Here is a 21,461-nt window from a genome sequence, read left to right on the forward strand (position 1 = left end):
TGTTTTCGGCGAAAAATATAAAACTAAAGAAAAGGAGATAGATTATGGAAATGTTCTGTTACCAGTGCGAGCAAACAGCAAAAGGAACCGGATGCACCATTCAAGGCGTTTGCGGCAAAGACCCTGTAGCGGCAACTTTGATGGATCTTCTTGTCTATGCAACCGAAGGCATATCCATGTACGCTCATCGAGCTAGACAGTTAGGATCATCCGACCGCACCGTGGATGTGTTCGTACTCGAAGCGTTATTTTCCACGGTGACAAACGTCGATTTCGACGCTGACCGAATTGAAGAACTCGTAAGAAAAGCGGCAGAGATAAAAGAAAAAGCACGTAAGCTTTATGAAGAAGCTGCTCGAAAATCCGGCAAGTCCCCCGAAGCACTTGATGGCCCTGCGAGATGGACTCCGGCAACCGATCGTGATGGTCTTCTTCATCAAGGTGAATCGGTAGGCGTCATTGCACGTAGGAAAAAACTTGGCGAAGAGATTACTGCGCTTCAAGATCTTGTGTTGTATGGTTTGAAAGGTGCAGCTGCATACGCAGACCATGCACAAATTCTCGGCAAGGAATCCGATGAAGTCTATGCCAGATTTCATGAAGGCTTAGACTTTCTTACGAAAGAGAATGCGACCGTTGAAGAGTTGCTTGGAATGTGCCTAAAAGTCGGCGAACTAAATCTGAAAGCTATGGAGCTCTTAGATGCGGCAAACACGAGTGCATATGGTCATCCCAAGCCAACAAAGGTTCGCATCGAGCCTGTTAAGGGAAAAGCAATTGCTGTCTCTGGCCATGATCTCAAAGACCTCGAGGAGCTACTAAAGCAGACGGAGGGGAAGGGAATAAACATTTACACCCATGGTGAGATGCTTCCGGCGCACGGATATCCAAAGCTTAAGGCGTATAAGCATCTAGTTGGCAATTATGGAAGCGCCTGGCAAAACCAGATAAGGGAGTTTGCCGCCTTCCCAGGCGCAATACTTATGACAACAAACTGCCTGCAGCGCCCGAGTGACGTTTATAAGGACCGCATTTTCACCACAGGTCTTGTTGGCTGGCCGGGCGTAAAACACATAGCGAACAAAGACTTCACACCAGTAATCGAGGCATCGCTCGCTGCACCCGGATTCACAGAAGATGGCGAGGAGAAATATATAACCGTAGGCTTTGGGCGGCAGGCAGTGCTCAGTGTAGCCGGTGCAATCATAGAAGCAGTCAAAAGTGGAGCGATACGCCACTTCTTTCTCGTCGGTGGGTGCGATGGTGCCAAAGCGGGACGAAATTACTACACAGAGTTTGTTGAAAAAGCTCCAAAGGACACCGTCATACTCACATTAGCATGCGGAAAGTACCGCTTCAACAAAATGGACCTGGGAGACATTGGAGGAATCCCAAGGTTACTCGACATTGGCCAGTGCAATGATGCTTATTCGGCAATCCAAATAGCAACGGCCCTTGCAGATGCTTTTGGTGTAGGCGTAAATGACCTGCCGCTTTCTCTTATACTTTCATGGTATGAACAAAAAGCAGTAGCAATCCTGCTAACTTTACTTCATCTTGGGATAAGAAATATGCGGCTTGGGCCAAGCCTGCCAGCCTACCTGCCGCCAACAGCATTAAAAGTTCTTGTTGAAAAGTTCAACATCATGCCAATCACAACCCCTGAGCAAGACTTGAAGGCAATCCTTGGATAATTAGTGGAGCTGTAAAAAGATAAATGGAGGAAAGTGAACATCTGTTTTCCTTTCCTCCATTTTCCACTTTCAGCTAGATTGTGCTCGTATGCCGATAGCCAATGACCAACCTAAGGATTGAATCCCACTCGCGGCTCCCACGAACGGAGCGAATGAGGTTGTTCACAGACCAGCCGAGTCGCAACGACAGCCCCGGTGCAAATTCATGGACCAGGGAAATGTCTGAATCAACTTTTGTTGTGCGGAATTTTTCCATAGATTGAAGCAACAAAATATCTGATTCTAGAGCAAGCTTCGGATTGAGAGAATGCCGACCACGTAGCGACGCAACAAGTACTGGCTTTGTACCGGTGCCATTGTCATAGTCTTCCAAAAAACCAAGGCCGACATCACCCTTCATCTTCGTTCCAAGTTGTTTACCAACTCCATAGGAAAGAAGATGGTAGCCGGATTTTTTTGGCTGGTTTTTTGACACCCGATTTCTATCGCGTCTGCTCAACACCGCAGTCCAGACAGAATAACCGCCATCGGCTTTGGAGTTTTCAAGCCGCGAATCAACCTTTTGTGTCGTCACGTGCCACGATGTATTCCCAGATTTGGTGACTGTGCGGATGTAAGCCCCACGAACAAACCAATCACGCTGGTTCTTTTTCTCCGACAGCGAGACTCTTAGGTACAACTGGTCTGCGTCCTGCGAGGTAAATCCGCTTACTTGGGTTTCGATTGTTCGAGTGCCACGCGGCTTCTTTGGTTTTGCAGATGAAGTCTGTGTTTTTTGCGCCGGAGCCGGCATCGGCTTGGGCGCAGTTTTCTCAGGTTCCTGAGCCGAATAAACTGAAGCACTAACTATGCAAATTATAAGTGCAACAACGCCTTGAAAAAAGCAAAGCCTTCTTACCAAAACCACCTCCTAAAGCACAGTTTAGATACACTCATTTTAACATGACGGCGCTGTATGGTAAATGTTCACCTACTGGCATGTGCTTTCTTCTGATGAACAAGCAAACTAGCCGAACAGATTAATAACTTTTGCGGGAAAGGGGCAAAGGCACAGCCGCCAATGAGTTGGTACGCTTAGAAGCCAAACTTACATTGAAACCGGCCGTTTATAAAGAACCCGACGTACAAATATAACTGCTTTGTCATCCTGATAAATACGCCGCCAGTCAGGAGCTTCAGCAAGCACGTCTGCGAGAAGGGTATCCGGCATAATGATAACTAAGTTTACGCCATACTTGTCGAATATCTTTCTCCATGCGGAGTTGCCGCCTACCATTGCTACCCGCACAAAATCTTCAAAGGCGCCTTCATAGAAAATGTCGTCTCTGTTATCTATAAAAACTTTATACTTGGGCCAAAGTCGCCAGATAAGATAGCTGCCGTAATTTAACTCGTTAAACATAGGACCGGGCGGTCGCTCTCTTAGAATGAAGTCGCAAGCAGCAGCTGGAAAAACATCGGAGCTCGTGACATAGGTAAAGACATCCATCCCATCTATATCGGATATCCTATATACAACGCCTCCAGAAACAGCGGCAATGACAAGTATTCCTATCACCCACGCCCTCCAACGGTTTTGTAATAACCTATTAAGAAGTGGGGCTATCATGCTCGCCAAAGCAGGCGCAACTGCAATGGCAAACAAAGGGCCAATTCGCTTGGCCATGAGCGATGCAGAGAGAAAAACAACAATCATTGCCAGCGTTCTCGGGCGGAGCGGCTTACTGCTCTGCGAGACGGCAAATATAAGAACTAATATCAGCACGCACAAGAAAGCACCAAATAAAGACCGAAAGTCGGGCGGCATCCACTCAGGTATAATTGAAGTCATCTCCCCATGACCGACTGTTTTAAATGGATAAGCGTAAAGGTTCATACCGTTGGGGTTCACTAAAACAGCAACGCCACACCCAAAAGTTACAGCTAGATTCCGCAGAGGAATCGAGTAGTCAATCTTCTTGTTTTTCTCACGAAAAGCAGTATAAAAGACAGCAACGCACTCAACACCAAGGAGTAGAAGGCCTGCTATAAAACTCCCGTGTGAATTTGCCCATACGAGAAATAGGATAGGCAACCAATATGGCAGTCCTTTTCCGCTTCGGGCACCATTCTCAACCCCCCATACAAGGACTGCAAAAGCAAGAATTCCTGCGACATTCGGACGAACGTCCACCATATCTGCGCTTACACCAGCGGTTAATACGCTTACAAGAAATGCAGCTGGAACGGATGCTTGCGACCGCGCTGTAAAAAACAATAAAACAATTGCTCCGGCTACCAAACCAAAGCACAACCACGTGAGCAATTCGAACGAGATGCGCGAAACAAACCAAGCGAATACTTGAAATGCCCATTCCTGAAAGATCCACTGCTTCGTGGCGGTATAAGAAAAGGGGTCCGGCCAAGGAAAAGAGCGGTGAGTAACTATCCATTCGCCAGTCTTGAGGTGCCAATAAACATCCCCACTGAGCTGGCGGCCAAAATTGATTGCGAAAATAGCCGCAAGGAGGACAAGAACGTACCCTGTTGTGATAAGTGGCGACTGGTTCGCAGATTCAGCAAGCGGCTTTTGGGGAGACGTCTTGGCAGTTTTAGAAGCCCGCTCCCTTGAATTCATTTTCTCTCCTACCCCCCTGGAGCTCCTAATCTGCCCACAGTATAGCATTAAGTATTACACCACTCAAGTTTGGACTGCTCAACTAGCCAAACAATGTTGAAACATCCCCCAATTGACGTGCACGAACCACTTCTAAATGCCATAATCGGGGCATAAGAATTAACGCTAAAGCCCTCTACGAGCCACCGCCGATTTGCATTCGAGGACAAAACTTGAATAACAATATTGCCAGCGTCTACAGCCCCTAGTTACACTCAGGAATCAGTGGGCCAGCAAGCTCCTTCAAGAAGAAGAGCCTGCCGGGGAGCGTGGTCATAAATGTGCTCGGAATCCAAGGAGTTGGCTCATGTCTGAGCGTCATCCAAAGCGACATTCCCTGCCACATCATCCCTCGACCAAGAGAGCCATCTGCGCCGCCTATTATCTCGTCAGCCATCAGAAAGAGCCCCGGACCTATAGTGTTTGCCCGCGCAGGCACCAGGGTTGTTCGGCTCTTGAAACTCGTAATCGCATTTTGTTCAATCGTGAGTGGATGAAGCAGGGCACCGAGCCGATAATCTTGCTTCTTCCACTCGTCAAGGGTAAACTCGGCAGCGAAGTGAGGCTCCCAGAATGCAATATGACAAACGCGTCCGATGCCAAAGACAACGACCAACCGTGCGCCCTGCGCTTTGAGGGCACGTATCTTCTCGCCATAAGTCGGCAATTCCGACTTTACCGCAAAGTGGCGCTGCTCCTTGGGAACTGTAAGACTGCCAAGCGGTCCATAAAACGCATCCTCCATTGCATACTGGAATGACTCTGGGCTGTCAGGAGAAACTGTATTTCCCTCTGCATCACTCCACTCATCCATATTAAAGCCGTGGACATGGTCACAAGGGATATTCCATTCCTTCAAGAAGTAGACCGCCCATCTATACATGCCCATCGGTCCGACAGGAAGAATGAAAACGATAGGTTTCCCAGCAGCCCGTGCATCGCGGATACATCCTGCAATACCCTCGCCCATCATCACGTTGAAATCTTCAAGAGATTCACAAGGTATGGGTCTAAATTGGGGATTCCACCACGGCTGGCGCTCCGTAATGGACTCGGGCGGAAGCGAGCAGAGCTTATCAATCTTCTCAAGGTCCCACCCCGCTGGGAAGAAATTCTCAAGAAGAGAGCCCTTAATTGTTGTAATAAGGTTAATTGCCATTTGTTCACTCCTTCGCCATAAAGTTTTCTAGCTTATGCCTACACCAAAAATTATTTCTACAATGACCCAAGATTTCCTTGCAACCTTCGGCCAAACAAAAACAGCTACAAATTTTAGATTCTCGATTTACTAATTAATCCATCAAAGGGCTTGTTTCCCTTACGATTATTCGCTGATTATGCAAGTCAGCGCAAAATTCTTGCAAAAATTTTTACATTCCGGGCTAAAAGGGGTTGACAAGCAGGAAAACTAGCAGTATATTTTGGGGTAGCAAGTGGTGCCGGAGTAGTAACTCAGCGGAGGCGGCGGGCATGTTCAGGGGTGGTTACGCCCATAATTTAGATGAAAAGGGGCGAATAATAATTCCGCAGAAGTTCAGGCTACTTCTTGGCGAAAAGTTCGTCATCACCAAGGGCCTGAATGGCTGCCTCTGGATTTTCACGGATGAAGTATTCCGACAGCTAGATGAAAGGTTGAAGGCACAGCCACTTCTAGACCCTAATGCTGTCACCCTCCAGCGGTTTTTCTCCGGCGAAGCTGTTGATTGCAGCACTGATGCTCAAGGCAGAGTTGCAATTCCCGCCAATCTCAGAGAACACGCCGGTATTGAAAAAGAAGCAATGATCATCGGCGCTGGCAACAAAATCGAAATATGGAGCAAACAGCGGTGGGATGAGTTCAACTCCACCTTGACTGACGAACAACTAAGTGCTTCCGCAAGAGAAATAGGACTTGGATAATGGCGGGCTAGCCATGACGGAATTCCATGTTCCCGTCATGCTCGCAGAGGTTCTGCGGTTTTTGGACCCGCGGGCGGGAGAAACAATAGTTGATTGCACTATCGGCGGCGGAGGGCACGCTGCCGCAATCCTCAAGCAGATAGTGCCGGGAGGTAAACTGCTCGGGATAGATCGGGACCAGGAGGCAATTGAAGCCGCCTCCAAGAACCTCGCTGACTATTCCGACAACCTAATTCTCGTTAAAGGGAATTATGCTGACTTGCTAGCAATCGCAGAGAGAGCAGGCATAGATGCGGCTGATGGCATACTATTCGACCTAGGGGTTTCATCTATGCAGCTTGAAGCCGCAGAGCGAGGCTTTAGCTTTAGATACAATGCTCCGCTCGACATGCGAATGGATACGGCTCAGCGACTGACAGCCAAAGAGATTGTGAACTCTCTTTCCGAGCGTCGCTTAGCCGAGACAATATGGAAATACGGCGAGGAACGCTGGGCAAAAAGAATAGCTAAGTTCATTGTAAACCGAAGACAGCGACGTCCTATCGAAACGACCTTCGAGCTGGTTGAAACAATCTTGGCGGCAATGCCTGCGGGTGCAAGGCCTACCAGCATCCATCCGGCAACTCGCACGTTTCAGGCGCTAAGAATTGCAGTTAATCGCGAGTTGGAATCACTTCAAGAAGGTTTGGAAGCCGCTATCCAGCTCCTTAAAAGCGGCGGCAGGCTGGTCGTCTTAAGCTATCATTCGCTCGAAGACAGAATCGTAAAAGACACTTTCGGAAAGCACATTGGCAGATGCATTTGCCCGCCAGGACTGCCGGTATGCGCCTGCGGAGCAAAAAAGGATATCGAGATTCTTACAAAGCGACCAGTGACGCCGTCTGAGGAAGAGATTCGAACAAATCCTCGGGCTAGGAGTGCAAAACTCCGTGCAGCAAAAAAATTGTAGCTATGAATATTAGCATGGACGGGGAAGTCTAAGCGACCGCTTTAAAAGCAGAACGCAGGCCTCCCATTACATAAGTTTTCACCACATGGGGAGAGGTGGCTAAAATGTTGGCACAAAAGAGACACGAAGTCCGTTATGAAATTGCTCCGAAAACCAGAAGGCGAAAGCGCAAAGGGTTACTAGGATTGCTACTCAGCAACCCTATGGTGGCAATCCTTGTGATAGCAGCAACATGCTTCGGTGTTTTGACGGTCTACGTAAGCGCGTACGCCAAAGTTGCAAAACAGGGATACGAGAAATCAGACCTACAATCTTATCTTAAGACGCTTAAAATCGAAAACCAGGAGCTAAGGGTTCAAAGAGATATTCTTCGACAACCGGACAGAATTACGAAACTCGCCATTGAAAATGGGATGGTGCCAGCCCAGCAAATGGCTTATGTTCAGTGCCCTACGCGTGAGCTTTGGTTGGCGGAGAATACTACAGGTCGCGAAGCAAGATAGACCAGCAGGCTAACACCAACCCTATTTATTGCTCTCCCAAAAACCAGCTCATGATTCGCAAAGTCATGAGCTGGTATTCTTGTAAAGTTCTCATGAAGCACAACATGAGGGGTGGCTGAATTGAGACGCCAAATACTCTTCGAACGGTGTGTACAGTGCAGGTTGCGGATGCTTTTCTATATTTTGATTTTCCTCTACGCCTGCCTTGCCTTGCGTCTCATTTGGATACAGGTCATCCGCGCCCCATATTTCGCTAAAAAAGCAGAGTACTACCGCCTAAAGCGATTCGTTCTCCATGCTAGACGAGGTACCATATACGATAGGAACGGGGTCAAACTTGCGGTAAACGTCCAGGCCTACGACATCGGTGCTCACCCCAAAAAGATAGCAAAAAGAGACAGACCCAAGATTGCTGCCCAGCTTGCAAAAATTTTGGGTTGCAGTGAGAAATTCGTGCTTTCTAAACTCAGCAATGATAAAGCATTTGTCTATATTAAACGTGGTGTGAACGCTAGAGCAGGACTTGCAATCAAAGAAGCCAAATTGCCTCAAGTCGAAGTAACCCCGCTCATTAAGCGAGTCTATCCAGCAGGTGGCTTAGCGGCAAATGTTATTGGCTTTACAAACATTGATGGCAAGGGCATTGAAGGCTTGGAAAAAGCCTACGATAAATTTTTGAGAGGCAAAGACGGCTATATAATTGCTGAGGTAGACGCTAGAGGGAGGATTATCCCCGGCACAATTCGCCAGCGGGTCGAACCAGTAGATGGGATGGATATTATCCTCACAATAGACTCTACACTTCAGCACAACCTTGAAATGGAATTGAGGAAGGCATATAACGACCGCAGAGCGGCCGGCGCCTCGGCAGTCATGATTGACCCAAAGACTGGCGAGATAATGGCTTTGGCAAATATGCCAACATTTGACCCGCAGGAAATTGCAGCGTCGAGTGCTGCTGCGCGTAGAAATCGAGCAATTACCGATCTTTACGAACCAGGTTCAACGCTGAAGACAGTAACATGTAGCGCGGCCCTTAACGAAAAAGTTATTGACCTAGATGATACATTTTATTGTCGCGGAAGCATGGGGATAGGCAATCACGTTATCCACTGCTCACTCCATGGAAAATTCAAAGGCGGCCATGGCCAACTCAACGTCGCAAAGGTTCTCCAACACTCCTGCAATGTCGGAGCTGCATCCATCGGGCTTAAACTGGGGCCCAAAAAGCTCTACCAATATGAAAAAGCCTTCGGTCTTTTCGACAAGCCCGGCACCGGAATGGTAGGAGAAATGAGCGGATGGGCAGGCAAATGGCAGGATTGGCCAGACATTAAGGTAGCGAACATTGCTTTTGGACAAGGAATTGCAGTTACACCACTCCAATTAGCTCAGGTCTACGCGGCAATTGCCAACCATGGAATAATGATGCGCCCGCACATCGTCAAAGAGATTCGTCGGCCAGACGGAAAACCATTCAGAGTATTTCACCCGAAGATTGTTCGGCGAGTAGTTACGGAAGAAACCGCGGACTTGATCGCCGAAATGCTTCATGGTGTAGTCTCTGGAGGTACTGGAAAGTCAGCAAGAGTAGAAGGATACCGCGTTGCCGGCAAAACAGGAACTGCCCAAAAGCCAAGCACGGTTGGGAGGGGCTATGCTGCAGGCAAGTATGTCGCATCATTTGTAGGCTTTCTTCCTGTGACAAATCCACGTGCAGTAATCCTAATTGCGGTTGACGAGCCAAAGGACACCCAATTCGGAGCGGTAGCCGCCGCGCCTGTTTTCCGTGAGGTGGCGAGAAAAGCAATGTGGTATATGAAAGTTCCTCCCGATGACTTGCCAAACAGCCCGCCAGTTGCGAACAGAACAAAAGGACGGGAGGCAAACGGCAAGCAAAGGTCAGGATAGCCATCAAAGGAGCGTCTGAGTGTTTCCAATTCACAAGGAATTTTCCATATGGTATAATTTCATATTCACGAGCAACCTTGGTGAAGGCAGTCCAAAGCACCTAACAAGGAAAGCTCAAGGGAGTTCGTCCGATGTTGTTAAGTCAATTAATCGAGCCGCTTCCAGAAAAGCGCGTCACAGGATCGGCGAATCCCGAGATTAAGGCTGTCGCTTACGATTCTCGCCGGGTAGATCCTGGATCGCTCTTCGCATGCATTCGGGGCGAGAAATTCGACGGCCACGATTTCATTGGCGAGGCAATAAACCGCCGAGCATCGGCGGTCCTAATTGACCGTATTGATTGCCTTCATGCGAGCTGCAATTCCGTGCCGTTCGTCATAGTGCCTAACGTTCGCCAAGCACTGCCTATCCTGGCAAATCAATTCTTTGGCTACCCCTCGCGACGCCTAAAGCTTATTGGCATAACCGGCACAAACGGCAAGACAACCACGACCTACCTTGTAGAAAGCATGCTACGGCAAGCAGGGATTGCGACAGGCGTCATCGGTACGCTGGGCGCTCGTATTAGAGGGAAAACCATACCCACTGAGCGAACTACACCAGAGGCGGTGGACCTTCAGGCACTTCTAGCACATATGGCAGATGAAGGTGTCGCGGCAGTAGCGATGGAGGTATCCTCGCATGCCTTGGCTATGCATAGAACAGACGGATGTGAGTTTGACGTTGGGGTATTCACAAACCTTACTCAAGACCATCTGGACTTCCACCAAACCTTCGAGCACTACCTCGAGACAAAAATAAAGCTTTTTAGGGATTACCCGCAGGCTTCTAATAAAGCGTTCACTGGGGTTGTAAACATTGACGACCCAAATGGCAAACGGTTTGTTGATGCTACGTGTGGAAAAGTTATAACTTATGGGATGCGGGAGAAAGCCGACGTATGTGCATCGAACGTCCATGCCACAGCTAAAGGGATTTCATTCTGTGCAGCTTTGCCGATTGGAGAATTTGAGGTAGCGTTAAAGCTAGGCGGACTCTTCAACGTATACAACTCCCTAGCCGCAATAAGCGTAGGATTTGCCCTTGACCTTAGCATTGAGCAGATTAAAGCAGGCATCCAATCCATCCCACCAGTAGCCGGCAGATTCGAAGCGGTGGACTGCGGCCAGCCATTCTCGGTGATTGTTGATTATGCGCACACTCCAGATGGCCTAGAAAACGTCCTGAGGTCGGCAAGAGAGCTCACGGCTGGTCGGCTTATTGTCGTATTCGGCTGTGGGGGTGACCGCGACCGAGCAAAGCGCCCAATTATGGGAAGGATAGGCTCGGAAATGGCTGACATCTGTATTATAACCTCCGACAATCCACGGAGCGAGCCGCCCGACCAAATAGCCCAGGAAATACTTGCGGGTATCTTTCCAGAGAACATGGGCCGAGTAAAGATAGACCTCGACCGGCGGCAGGCAATTAAGCAAGCACTTGAGGTTGCTTCGCCTGGCGATATAGTCGTCATTGCCGGCAAGGGCCATGAAACTTATCAGATATTTAAAGACAAAACAATCCCGTTTGACGACCGTCAAGTGGTTCGTGAAATTCTTGATAAGACTAAATGAATGCTTGGAAAGTAATAGCCCAATATATGGGATTTAGGTATAAATATCTTGAAACGCACAGCTAAATCCTTAAAACTTGTGCCGCTAGCTATTCTAAAAGTTTCTGGAGACAATAATTGGAAGGCATCACCATACAAGAAGTCATAGCTGCCACAGGGGGAGACTTGCTCGGAGGCGATGCTTCAGCAAAGGCCACGGGCGTCAGCATAGATACCCGAACGCTGAAGCCTGGCGACCTCTTCTTCGCGCTGAGGGGTGAGCGAACAGATGGGCATGCATATGTTGATGAGGCAATCAAAAAAGGCGCCAGTGGAATAGTCATTGCAGAAAACAGCTGTCTCCCCAAAGCAGACGTGCCAGTTGTGGGCGTTTCTGACACATTATGGGCGCTGGGCGATCTAGCAAGCTATTACCGAAGCAAGTTTGACGTGCGAGTCGTGGCAATTACAGGAAGCGTAGGAAAGACGACAACCAAGGAAATGACCGCTTCGGTCCTCAGTCGCAAGTGGAATGTTCTAAAAAACGCAGCTAACTTTAACAACGAAATTGGCGTACCATTGACGCTTTTCCAACTTGACCGCACCCATGAAATGGTAGTACTAGAGATGGCGATGCGAGGACTTGGTGAAATTCGGCGGCTTTCTCAGATTGCCAAACCCCACATTGGTGTGATAACCAACATAGGCATCTCCCATATCGAAAGGCTTGGCTCCCAAGGCGCGATTGCCGAAGCAAAATCTGAGCTTTTGAGCGAACTACCACCAGACGGGATTGCAATTCTAAATGCTGAAGATGGATACTTCGAGTTTCTAAAGCATCGATTTGCAGGCAGGATAATAAGCTTCGGGTCGTGCAAATCAGCCGATGTCATTGGAGCACGAATCAAGCAAGCGGCATGCGGCCGATACGAATTCGTACTCGTGGTAGAAGGCGCTGCGATAAAGATTTCTATTCCTGTGCTTGGCAGATATAATGTTTATAATGCGCTTGCAGCAGCAGCAACAGGCTACGCACTTGGCGTAGACTTACGCTTAATTCGGGAAGGCCTTGAAAATTTCACTCCTCCTGCAATGCGAATGGAATTGGTCAGGTCAAGAGCCGGCTACGTAGTGCTGAACGATGCCTACAACGCAAGCCCTGCGTCTACTTTGGCAGCGCTTCGGACTCTCCAATCGCTCGGCGGATACAAGCGCAGAATCGCGGTATTGGGCGATATGCTCGAGCTAGGCGACTATGCCCCAAAGGCCCATAAAGATGTCGGCGCCGCAGCAGTGGAAACTGGGGTGGATATGCTAATCGCAGTTGGCGAACTCGCGCGGGGAATCGCAGAAGGTGCCCAGATGCGAGGACTTTCGGATTCAGCAGTCCAGTGGTTTCCAGATAGTTTACATGCAGCTGAATACCTAAAAAAGCAGGTTACCAACGGCGATGCAATCCTTGTAAAAGGCTCAAGAGCTATGAAGATGGAAGAGATTGTGAGGATATTGCTCAGTGAATAACGCGGCAGTAGCATTTCTTATAGCCACAGTGGTTTCGCTATTGATTGGGCACAAAACAATCGCGCTGCTCGCAAGCCTTAAGGTGAGGCAAACAATAAGCGAGGACGTTCCCGAGCGGCATCGAGAAAAACAAGGAACGCCTACAATGGGCGGACTAATCATCTTGGTGGGTGCCGCGGCAGGAGCGGCGGCCGTATGGGTAAGTCATGCGAAGATTCTGGCGGTCGCACTTCTCACCCTAGCTTTTGCAGCACTGGGCTTTATAGACGATTACTTGATTGCATCAAGGGGAAAATCACTGGGGCTTAAGGCGCGGCATAAACTTCTCGGCCAGTTTCTGATAGCAATCGTCTTTGTATGGTGGCTACATATTAATCGAACGCCTGCAACTACAGTAGTGCATCTATGGGGGAACACGGACGTTCACTTAGGTTGGGCATACTATCCACTTGCGGTTTTGCTGATAGTATGGATATCAAACGCGTTCAACCTTGCAGATGGGCTTGATGGCTTGGTCGCAGGGCTTACGACAATAATCGCGCTTACGCTCGGGGCACTTGTTGTCCTATCTGCAGAAAGTGGACTGACCATTCTAGCTTGGGCGCTGGCAGGTGGATGCGTAGGATTTCTTTGGTACAACGCCAATCCAGCAAGAATTTTCATGGGCGACACAGGGTCGCTCGCACTTGGTGCCGCCACCGCCGGAATTGCCATTGCGGGTAAACGAGAACTTCTTTATATACTCATTGCTTTGGTAATTGTGATTGAGGGATTATCCGTAATGATTCAGGTAGCGTCGTTCAAGCTTACTGGGAAGAGGGTGTTTAAAATGACGCCCATTCACCACCATTTTGAACTTATGGGATGGCCGGAGCAAAAAATTGTAGTCAGATTCTGGTTGGTGTCTGGATTGATTGCATTCACCGTACTGGCAGGGATGGGGATGTTTAGAATATGGCATTAAGCAAGCAGACCGATTTCTTTGGCAAGAATGCGCACATTATCGGAATGGCACGGTCGGGTATGGCGGCAGCCGAAGTTTTAACTGCCCTTGGCGCAATTGTAACGCTTCATGACCATAAAGAAGAATCAGAAATTCAGGAATCCCTGAGGATTGCGCGCGAACTTGGCCTTCAAACAAAGGTTGGCAAGCAGGCATATGAAAACCTTTGGACTGCCGACCTTATTGTAACAAGCCCTGGGGTGCCGGATACATGCCCAGCAATTGTTATGGGCCGCGAACGCGGTATTCCCATATTCTCGGAGGTAGAACTAGGATATCGCATTTCCCCTGCTCCAATTATCGCCATAACCGGCACGAATGGAAAAACTACCACAACGGCTTTGACAGGCGAAATCTTGAAGTGTGATGGCCACCACGTTTACGTAGCAGGCAACATCGTTGCAGGTGAGATACGTCTGCCGCTTGTCCGCGCAGCATATCGAGCATCAGCATCAGACGTAATCGTTGCAGAAATTAGCTCCTTCCAACTCGAATGGGTCAGTTCATTCCGCCCCAGGGTTGCCGCCCTTCTAAATATCTCCGCTGACCACTTGGACCGCCATCCTAATTTGCAAACCTACGCCAAAGTGAAGGCGCAGATTTTCCAATACCAGGAACCAGCGGACTTCGCAATACTAAACGCAGACGACCCTATTGTTATGCAATATGCGCCCCAAATCAAAAGCCAAATATGGCAGTTCAGCCGCACCAAAGAAGTCGAAATTGGAACATTCACACGGGGGACAGAAGTGTGGGTCAGAACGCCAGAAGGTGAGAGCTTCGTTTGTGATACGGCAAACATGCGACTTAGAGGCACACACAATCTCGAAAATGTCCTCGCCGCTGCTGCTGCCGCCCTAGCATTCGGTGCTAACCGTCACGCAGTGCAGGAAGCCGTGGATGCTTTCCAACCCTTAGAGCATAGGCTTGAACCGGTGGCGGTAATCAAGGGCGTTGAGTTTCTCAACAACTCGATGTGCACAAATGTCACAGCGGCAGTTCGGTCTCTCGAAGCCATTGGCAAACCAACCATTGTAATCGCCGGTGGGAAAGACAAGGGTGCAGATTATGGACCTCTCGGCGAGGCATTTGCTCGCTATGCAAAGCATGTAGTCCTAATTGGCCAAGATGCACCACTAATCGAAAAGGCAGCTAGAGCAGCAGGTTTCAGCCAAATTAGCAAAGCGGCCTCAATGGACGAGGCAGTCCGCATTGCTTGGGAAAATGCAGAGCCTGGCGACACAATTATGCTATCTCCTGGATGTGCAAGCTTTGATATGTTTAGGGATTTTGAACACAGAGGAGCAACATTCAAGGCGGCAGTAGCCAACCTTGCCGCTCGGGTGGAGGCGTAAGCTTTGGAAATTAGAAAGAGACAAATAGATACTCTGCTTTTTCTGCTAACCATCATTTTTCTCGTCGGCGGCATTCTGCTGGTTTTCGATGCGAGCTATGCGACAGCAGGCCAAGCAAAGTATACCGGCGGCGACAGCTTCTACTTTTTCAAGCGCCAAGCAGTCTTTGCAGTTGCTGGCTTAATAGTGTTACTAATTACATCGCACATCCCCTACTGGAAGCTAAGGGGGTTGGCACCTACTCTGCTTCTTATTGCAATCATTGGTCTCTTCGCGGTATTTATTCCTGGCTTGGGCATCGAAGTTAACGGTGCCTCAAGATGGATAGGTATAAACGGTTCGCCTATTCAAATTCAGCCGTCTGAATTGGCCAAAATAGCGCTCGTTCTTTTTCTTGCAGTGTACCTATCAAACAAGAAAACCGACATACGCCGATTCAAAGAGGGACTCATCATCCCAATTGCGCTCATGGGTATTACAGGCGCATTAATCATGGCTGAACCAGATATGGGCACAGCAATAATAATATGTTGCACTTGGTTCGCTATGCTTTTTATGGCTGGTGCAAAAAAAGAACACCTATTAGCAATCTTCTTAGTCGGCGCTATATTAGGTTCATTACTTATAATTATCGAACCTTACCGGCTTGCACGAGTAATGTCGTTTCGAAATCCCTTTGCGGATTACCATGGAAGCGGCTACCAAGTATGCAGGTCGCTCATTGCGCTGGGTTCAGGGGGCATCAGAGGAGTTGGCTTGTGTGAAGGTAGAGAAAAATGCTTTTACCTTCCTGCTGAGCATACTGATTTCATTTTAGCAACCTTGGGAGAAGAATTAGGACTAATAGGCACTCTTAGTTTGGCGGGACTTTTTCTGATATTTGGTCTACGAGGTCTTGCAATTGCGTATCGGACAAAGGAAAATTTTGGCAAACTTCTAGCTGCTGGAATATCAATTTTAATATGCGGGCAAGCTTTGCTGAATATGCTGGTAGTCACATCATCTGTCCCGGCTACTGGTGTGCCACTACCGTTCATAAGCTATGGCGGTTCAAGCTTGGTACTAAACCTTTTTGGCGTCGGAATACTGCTTGGTATATCGAAGTATCCGGCGCCTGTGAAAGAGTACATTAATGAGAGTCGTAATAACAGGAGGCGGAACAGGAGGACACGCATACCCGGCTACGAGTATAGCTGAGGCGATCCGTAGAAAATATCAAGATTGGCGTCTTCTATATCTCGGAAGCAAAAGCGGGCCTGAAGCGGAGCTCGCAAATAAAGCGGGCATCGAATTCATTGGCTTATCAAGCCGCAAACTGAAAAAACTTGCTTCGCCGGACACGCTTCTAACCGCCGCCGTCCTCGCTAGAGGCTTCTTGGAAGCATTGGCAGTCTTGAGAAGATTCCGGGCCGATTTGGTAATCGGAACTGGGGGTTACGTAGCAGCTGCAGTAGTGCTGGCCCAGGCTCTTAGGCGAGGACATATACTCATCCATGAGCAAAACGTCATACCGGGACGAACAAATAAATGGCTAAGTCGGTTTGCTGACCGGATATGTATCTCCTTTGAAGATACACTTGCCTATTTTCCAAAAGGAAAGACAGTTCTCACAGGCATGCCGATTCGTTCGGCGTTCTCAAACCCACCCGACAAGGAAACTGCTCGGAAGTCGCTAGGTTTGGATGAGCAATTGTTTACAGTGCTAGTGCTTGGTGGAAGCCAAGGCGCGCGAAAGATCAATGAGATAGTTGCCGACTGTTTGCCAACATTGCGCAATCTGCCAATTCAAATAATCCATCAATCGGGCAGGCGCAACTTTGAAGAAGCCCAGACTCGCCAAAAATCCCAAAATTGGGAAAACTATCACCTTTTTCCCTATATCGAGGATATGGTAACAGCCTATGCAGCCTCCAATCTCGTCGTTAGCCGTGGCGGAGCGTCAACCATATGTGAAATTACGGCAGTGGGTTTGCCTGCTGTAATAATACCATATCCCTATGCACAAGCGAACCATCAGCAATTAAATGCCGAATACTTAGCCAGGGCAGGAGCCGCCGTTGTGATTTTGGAGGCCAATCTCAGTCCTAAGGTATTGTCAGATACAATAATGCAATTGATGGAATCGCCGGAAAAGCTCGTGGCGATGGGCAAAGCAAGCAAAGCGCTTGGCAGACCCAACGCTGCCGAGAAAGTACTTGAAGTAGCTATGGAGCTCGTTGGAAACTAGAAATGATAAAAACAAATCTACCGAAAGGCACCCGTATTCATATGATTGGAATCGGTGGGGTCGGGATGAGCGGCCTAGCCACTGTGATGGCTGGTATGGGTTATCATATCTCCGGCTCTGACTTGAAAATAGGCCATGTAAAGGAAAGGCTCTCGGCCCTCGGCATAGAACTAGCCGAAGGACACCACGCCCAAAATGTCGGCGATGCCGAGCTAGTAGTGGCATCCGCAGCGATACCTGCCGATAATCCTGAGATTATTGCCGCTCGCGAAAAAGGCATACCTGTGCTCACACGGGCACAAATGCTTGGGCGTTTGATGGCTGGAACCTTTGGTATAGCAGTCTCAGGGACACATGGCAAGACAACGACAACATCCATGCTTGCGCTCGTGCTTGAACGCGGAGGACTAGACCCAACGATTTTAATTGGCGGCGACCTCGAAACCTTAAAGGGCAATGCGCGGCTGGGAAAGAGTAGATATTTTCTCACCGAGGCATGCGAAGCATATGATTCGTTTCTTGAACTCCATCCCGCTGTTGCTATCATCACCAACATTGAGGCTGAGCACTTAGACCACTACAAATCGCTGGATGGCGTCATGGCGGCGTTCAGTCGGTTTCTATCGCAAGTACAACCCGGAGGATTTGCCGTCCTCTGCACTGATTGTCCTAACACGCGATCGCTTATCTCGCAAGTTAAGACACGAGTTGTAACTTATGGCCTAGACTTCCCTGCTGACTACACAGCAACCGATATAAACGATTCACCTCAGCCTTCGTTTAAAATTCTCAACAAAGGTAATGAGCTGGGATTAGTTACTTTGCGTATCCCAGGTAGACACAATGTTGCAAATGCTGTGGCGGCAGCAGCGGTGGCTTTGGAGCTACGAATCAGTTTTGATGTAATCAGCAAAGCACTTGGGGAATTCAAAGGAGCCGAACGTAGATTTGAAATATTAGGAACCGCCGCAGGAATCATGGTAGTGGACGACTACGCCCACCATCCCACCGAAATTAGATCAACATTGGCGGCAGCCAGGACATTGGGACGACGAATCATTGCCGTTTTTCAGCCACATCTTTACAGCCGAACCCAGCAGTTTGCAAGTGAGTTTGCTGAGGCCCTCAGCGAAGCAGACCGAGTAGTAGTAACAGAAATCTACCCTGCAAGAGAAAAGCCAATCCCTGGTGTGACGGCCGCCGAAATTGCCAACCTAATCCGCGCAAAAGAGCCTAATAAGCCAACAAAGTTTATTGCAGATAAAGAGCTAATTGCAGAAAATTTGATGGCAGAGCTTCAGCCTTCCGATTTAGTATTGTTCATGGGTGCAGGGGACATACGAACAGCTGGCGAAACGCTTCTCGCACTGCTTCGAGAAGCCGAGGAAAAAGGAATATCTAAATGAAGATCACACAGAAGCGCTCTCTCTGCGAATTGCCGACAATTCGCGGCGAAATACTTTTCGGAGAACCATTGTCTAAACATACATCCTTAGGCGTCGGCGGTCCAGCAGAGATATTTGCAATCGCCGAGGACCCAGATGACATACGATTGCTTCTTAGATGGGCACGCGAACACTCAAAGCCCATATTTGTTATTGGCTCCGGGACAAACCTCTTAGTTTCGGACAGAGGGTTAAAGGGTTTAGTACTAAAACTTGGTTCGGCATTTACACACATTCATACCCAGGGAACACGGCTGGTTGCAGGGGCGGCAGCGCGACTTCCGGCACTCGTGAAGCAAGCCCTGGATAGCGGACTCTCGGGCTTAGAAGGTTTGGTGGGCATTCCCGGTTCAGTCGGTGGAGCAGTATGCATGAACGCCGGCATCCCATCATGTGAAATTAAAGACACACTTTACTCAATTAAGGCTCTGGATTCCGAAGGCCGCCCGTGTGAATTAAAAAGAGACGAATTACATTTTGCCTATAGAACTAGCGATATCAGTGACCGCGGGCTAATTATTCTCGAGGCGACCTTTGAGCTTAAGCACGGTGAAAAAGCTGAAATAGCGCGTACCGTGAACCAGCTAATGGCAAAGCGCCGTGAGAAGCAACCTGTCAGCATGAAAACGGCAGGGTCGGTATTTAAGAACCCGCCGAACGGATATGCTGGCCAATTGCTTGAGTCCGCCGGTGCAAAGGGGATGTCCGTTGGAGGTGCAAGAGTTTCGCCAATGCACGCGAACTTTATTGAAAACATTGGCAGAGCATCCGCCGCGGACATCCACGAGCTCGTTCAACGCCTTCAGCAACTTGTTGAAGAAAAACATGGAATTAAATTGGAAACCGAAATACGAATAGTCGGAGAGTGGTAGAGTGTCGCAAAAAATTAGAGTTGCCGTCTTAATGGGAGGAAGATCTAAAGAGCGGGAAGTCTCACTCTCAACGGGCCGAATGATTATGAACGCTCTAGACCCGCAAAAGTACGACGCCTTTGCGGTTGATAGTGCACTGATTGGGGTATCGGCCGCAACTCAACCGAAAACTGCCTTTACAGGGTCGTCGGCGAAGGCTGAACCTTCATCCAATGCGTCGATTGAACTGCGGCCTCTTGACGACATAGTTCGAATGGACGACCATTCTCCAAAACCTGATGTAGTAATTATCGCACTCCATGGAAAGTTTGGCGAAGATGGCACCATTCAGGGACTACTTGAGCTACTTGAAATACCATATGTCGGCTCGGGCGTGCTTGCCAGCGCCCTAGCTCTCAATAAAATCATGGCTCGCAAAGTGCTCCAATACGAGGGAATCCCTGTTCCTAAGGGTCTTTCAATTCGCCGAGGCAGCGATATAAAAGAATTCCAGGCCGAAGTCGAGCGCATATTAGGTTACCCCGTCATCGTTAAGCCCAATGAGGAAGGTTCTACCATTGGCATCAGCATAGTTCGAACTGCAGGGGACTTCGCTAAGGCCATCGAATCTGCCTATGAATACGACAGCGACATTTTAGTTGAGGAATTCATCGAGGGCGGAGTTGAGATTACCGGCGCAGTGCTTGGCAATGAAAAGCCTTTCGTTCTACCGTTAGTTGAAATTGTACCCGAAGGTGGGTTCTATGATTACCATGCCAAATATACACCTGGCGCAACCGAGGAAATCTGTCCAGCTCGCATCCCAAGGGAACAATACCGCGAAGCCGAGCGCTTGGCACTCGCATCACATAAAGCTCTTGGATGCAGGGGGATGTCGCGCACAGACATGATAGTCAAAGGAACGAACATTTGGGTGCTAGAGGTAAACACAATCCCGGGAATGACCCCAACAAGCCTGCTACCGCGTGCGGCACAAGCCGCGGGTATTTCTTTCCCAAAGCTGCTTGATATGTTAATCGAGTACGCATTGGAAGGCAGAGCTTAATGAACGATATTACCTACATACAGCCGAGACCAAAGCGCCGACGTCGAAAGCGCTACATCATAAACGCTTGGCGTCTGACATTATCTTGCCTGCTCTTTCTACTTTTCTTGGAACTTGTGGCAACAGCTTTCACCTCGCCATGGTTCTATATTACTAATATCAGAGTTGAAGGGACAAAAATTCTTTCTCCAAAAGCGGTAGCGCAGGATCTTAATATTCCACCAAAGACTAACCTTTTTCGTTTGCAAACCCGCCGGTTAGTTAAGCGCTTACAATGCAATCCAATTGTTTTTCGAGCCTCAGTGCACAAGGTAGTTCCCGGAACCCTAGTTGTCAGAATTACAGAAAGAAAACCAATACTAACACTAAGTGCGAACGACAAATACTATGAAATTGACCGTTACAGCGTGCCATTTAGAATTGTTCCCAAACCATCTGCGAACCTTCCGCTAGTAATCTGCCCAGCCCCGCGAAAAATCCTTTTAGGCAAGCCATTGAAAACGCAAAATTTCAATTCTGCAATAGAATGCTTGCTTCTTGCGCAACAAAAAAAGAATTTCACCGTAGCCAAAATATTCGTTGACCAAAATGGTGATTTATGTTTAAATACATCCGACGGGCTTGAGGTCAAAATAGGCCGCCCAGACAAACTCGACGAAAAGCTTGATATAGTCGAGTCGGTAATGAAGCAGTTGCCAAGCGCACGCACTGGTGCGGAATATATTGACGTCAGCTGCGGGCGCGAAGGTTCGGCGATAAAATACAAGTAAAGCCTTAGGGTTTTGCACTA

At 48.6% G+C, this 21,461-nt stretch carries 18 protein-coding genes; 15 read left to right on the top strand and 3 right to left on the bottom strand.

What is annotated here, in order from left to right; all coding sequences use genetic code 11:
* The first annotated feature begins 50 nt into the window (after positions 1 to 50).
* The gene (hcp, locus tag K6T99_05290) at positions 51 to 1,694 is read left to right on the top strand and encodes a hydroxylamine reductase (protein ID MCL6519224.1); all 1,644 of its coding nucleotides are present in this window, start codon (positions 51 to 53) and stop codon (positions 1,692 to 1,694) included.
* Between the two features lie 73 nt (positions 1,695 to 1,767).
* Here hcp and K6T99_05295 read toward each other — a convergent pair whose 3' ends face one another.
* The 3 genes from K6T99_05295 to K6T99_05305 form a co-directional block, all read right to left on the bottom strand.
* Positions 1,768 to 2,595: a hypothetical protein gene (locus K6T99_05295; GenBank protein MCL6519225.1), complete on the bottom strand. Its 828-nt coding sequence runs from the start codon at positions 2,593 to 2,595 to the stop codon at positions 1,768 to 1,770.
* 186 nt (positions 2,596 to 2,781) lie between these two features.
* Positions 2,782 to 4,311, bottom strand: coding sequence for a hypothetical protein (locus K6T99_05300; protein MCL6519226.1), 1,530 nt, complete (start codon positions 4,309 to 4,311; stop codon positions 2,782 to 2,784).
* Positions 4,312 to 4,555: 244 nt separating this feature from the next.
* Positions 4,556 to 5,503, bottom strand: a complete 948-nt coding sequence (locus K6T99_05305) for a glucosamine-6-phosphate isomerase (GenBank protein MCL6519227.1) — start codon at positions 5,501 to 5,503, stop codon at positions 4,556 to 4,558.
* 317 nt (positions 5,504 to 5,820) lie between these two features.
* Here K6T99_05305 and mraZ point away from each other — a divergent pair, with 317 nt between their 5' ends.
* The 14 genes from mraZ to K6T99_05375 all read left to right on the top strand — a co-directional run bounded on the left by mraZ (position 5,821) and on the right by K6T99_05375 (position 21,441).
* The gene (mraZ, locus tag K6T99_05310; GenBank protein ID MCL6519228.1) at positions 5,821 to 6,249 is read left to right on the top strand and encodes a division/cell wall cluster transcriptional repressor MraZ; all 429 of its coding nucleotides are present in this window, start codon (positions 5,821 to 5,823) and stop codon (positions 6,247 to 6,249) included.
* A gap of 13 nt (positions 6,250 to 6,262) precedes the next feature.
* Entirely contained in the window at positions 6,263 to 7,198 is a 936-nt protein-coding gene (gene rsmH / locus K6T99_05315) for a 16S rRNA (cytosine(1402)-N(4))-methyltransferase RsmH (GenBank protein ID MCL6519229.1), read from the top strand.
* A 104-nt stretch (positions 7,199 to 7,302) separates the two neighbouring features.
* A complete protein-coding gene (locus K6T99_05320) occupies positions 7,303 to 7,701 on the top strand; it encodes a hypothetical protein (GenBank protein MCL6519230.1) in 399 nt (132 codons plus the stop codon).
* Positions 7,702 to 7,821: 120 nt separating this feature from the next.
* Entirely contained in the window at positions 7,822 to 9,612 is a 1,791-nt protein-coding gene (locus tag K6T99_05325; GenBank protein ID MCL6519231.1) for a penicillin-binding protein 2, read from the top strand.
* A 131-nt stretch (positions 9,613 to 9,743) separates the two neighbouring features.
* Positions 9,744 to 11,225 carry a UDP-N-acetylmuramoyl-L-alanyl-D-glutamate--2,6-diaminopimelate ligase gene (locus tag K6T99_05330; GenBank protein ID MCL6519232.1) on the top strand — a complete coding sequence of 494 codons (1,482 nt, stop codon included), beginning with the start codon at positions 9,744 to 9,746 and terminating at the stop codon, positions 11,223 to 11,225.
* A gap of 116 nt (positions 11,226 to 11,341) precedes the next feature.
* Positions 11,342 to 12,724 carry a UDP-N-acetylmuramoyl-tripeptide--D-alanyl-D-alanine ligase gene (locus tag K6T99_05335; protein ID MCL6519233.1) on the top strand — a complete coding sequence of 461 codons (1,383 nt, stop codon included), beginning with the start codon at positions 11,342 to 11,344 and terminating at the stop codon, positions 12,722 to 12,724.
* Positions 12,717 to 13,688 (top strand): phospho-N-acetylmuramoyl-pentapeptide-transferase, encoded by a 972-nt coding sequence (mraY, locus tag K6T99_05340; GenBank protein ID MCL6519234.1) that lies wholly within the window; start codon positions 12,717 to 12,719, stop codon positions 13,686 to 13,688. The genes K6T99_05335 and mraY overlap by 8 nt, the downstream gene beginning before the upstream one ends.
* The gene (murD, locus tag K6T99_05345; GenBank protein MCL6519235.1) at positions 13,679 to 15,082 is read left to right on the top strand and encodes a UDP-N-acetylmuramoyl-L-alanine--D-glutamate ligase; all 1,404 of its coding nucleotides are present in this window, start codon (positions 13,679 to 13,681) and stop codon (positions 15,080 to 15,082) included. Before mraY ends, murD begins: the two co-directional genes overlap by 10 nt.
* A gap of 3 nt (positions 15,083 to 15,085) precedes the next feature.
* Positions 15,086 to 16,279 carry a putative lipid II flippase FtsW gene (ftsW, locus tag K6T99_05350; GenBank protein MCL6519236.1) on the top strand — a complete coding sequence of 398 codons (1,194 nt, stop codon included), beginning with the start codon at positions 15,086 to 15,088 and terminating at the stop codon, positions 16,277 to 16,279.
* Positions 16,215 to 17,309 (top strand): undecaprenyldiphospho-muramoylpentapeptide beta-N-acetylglucosaminyltransferase, encoded by a 1,095-nt coding sequence (gene murG / locus K6T99_05355; GenBank protein MCL6519237.1) that lies wholly within the window; start codon positions 16,215 to 16,217, stop codon positions 17,307 to 17,309. The genes ftsW and murG overlap by 65 nt, the downstream gene beginning before the upstream one ends.
* Positions 17,310 to 17,311: 2 nt before the next feature.
* A complete protein-coding gene (murC, locus tag K6T99_05360; protein MCL6519238.1) occupies positions 17,312 to 18,715 on the top strand; it encodes a UDP-N-acetylmuramate--L-alanine ligase in 1,404 nt (467 codons plus the stop codon).
* Positions 18,712 to 19,626, top strand: coding sequence for a UDP-N-acetylmuramate dehydrogenase (gene murB, locus K6T99_05365; GenBank protein MCL6519239.1), 915 nt, complete (start codon positions 18,712 to 18,714; stop codon positions 19,624 to 19,626). Before murC ends, murB begins: the two co-directional genes overlap by 4 nt.
* A 31-nt stretch (positions 19,627 to 19,657) precedes the next feature.
* Positions 19,658 to 20,671: a D-alanine--D-alanine ligase gene (locus tag K6T99_05370; protein MCL6519240.1), complete on the top strand. Its 1,014-nt coding sequence runs from the start codon at positions 19,658 to 19,660 to the stop codon at positions 20,669 to 20,671.
* Positions 20,671 to 21,441, top strand: a complete 771-nt coding sequence (locus K6T99_05375) for an FtsQ-type POTRA domain-containing protein (GenBank protein ID MCL6519241.1) — start codon at positions 20,671 to 20,673, stop codon at positions 21,439 to 21,441. Before K6T99_05370 ends, K6T99_05375 begins: the two co-directional genes overlap by 1 nt.
* Positions 21,442 to 21,461 lie beyond the last annotated feature (20 nt).

The organism is Armatimonadota bacterium, assembly GCA_023511795.1.
In the GTDB taxonomy this organism is placed as follows: domain Bacteria; phylum Armatimonadota; class UBA5829; order DTJY01; family DTJY01; genus JAIMAU01.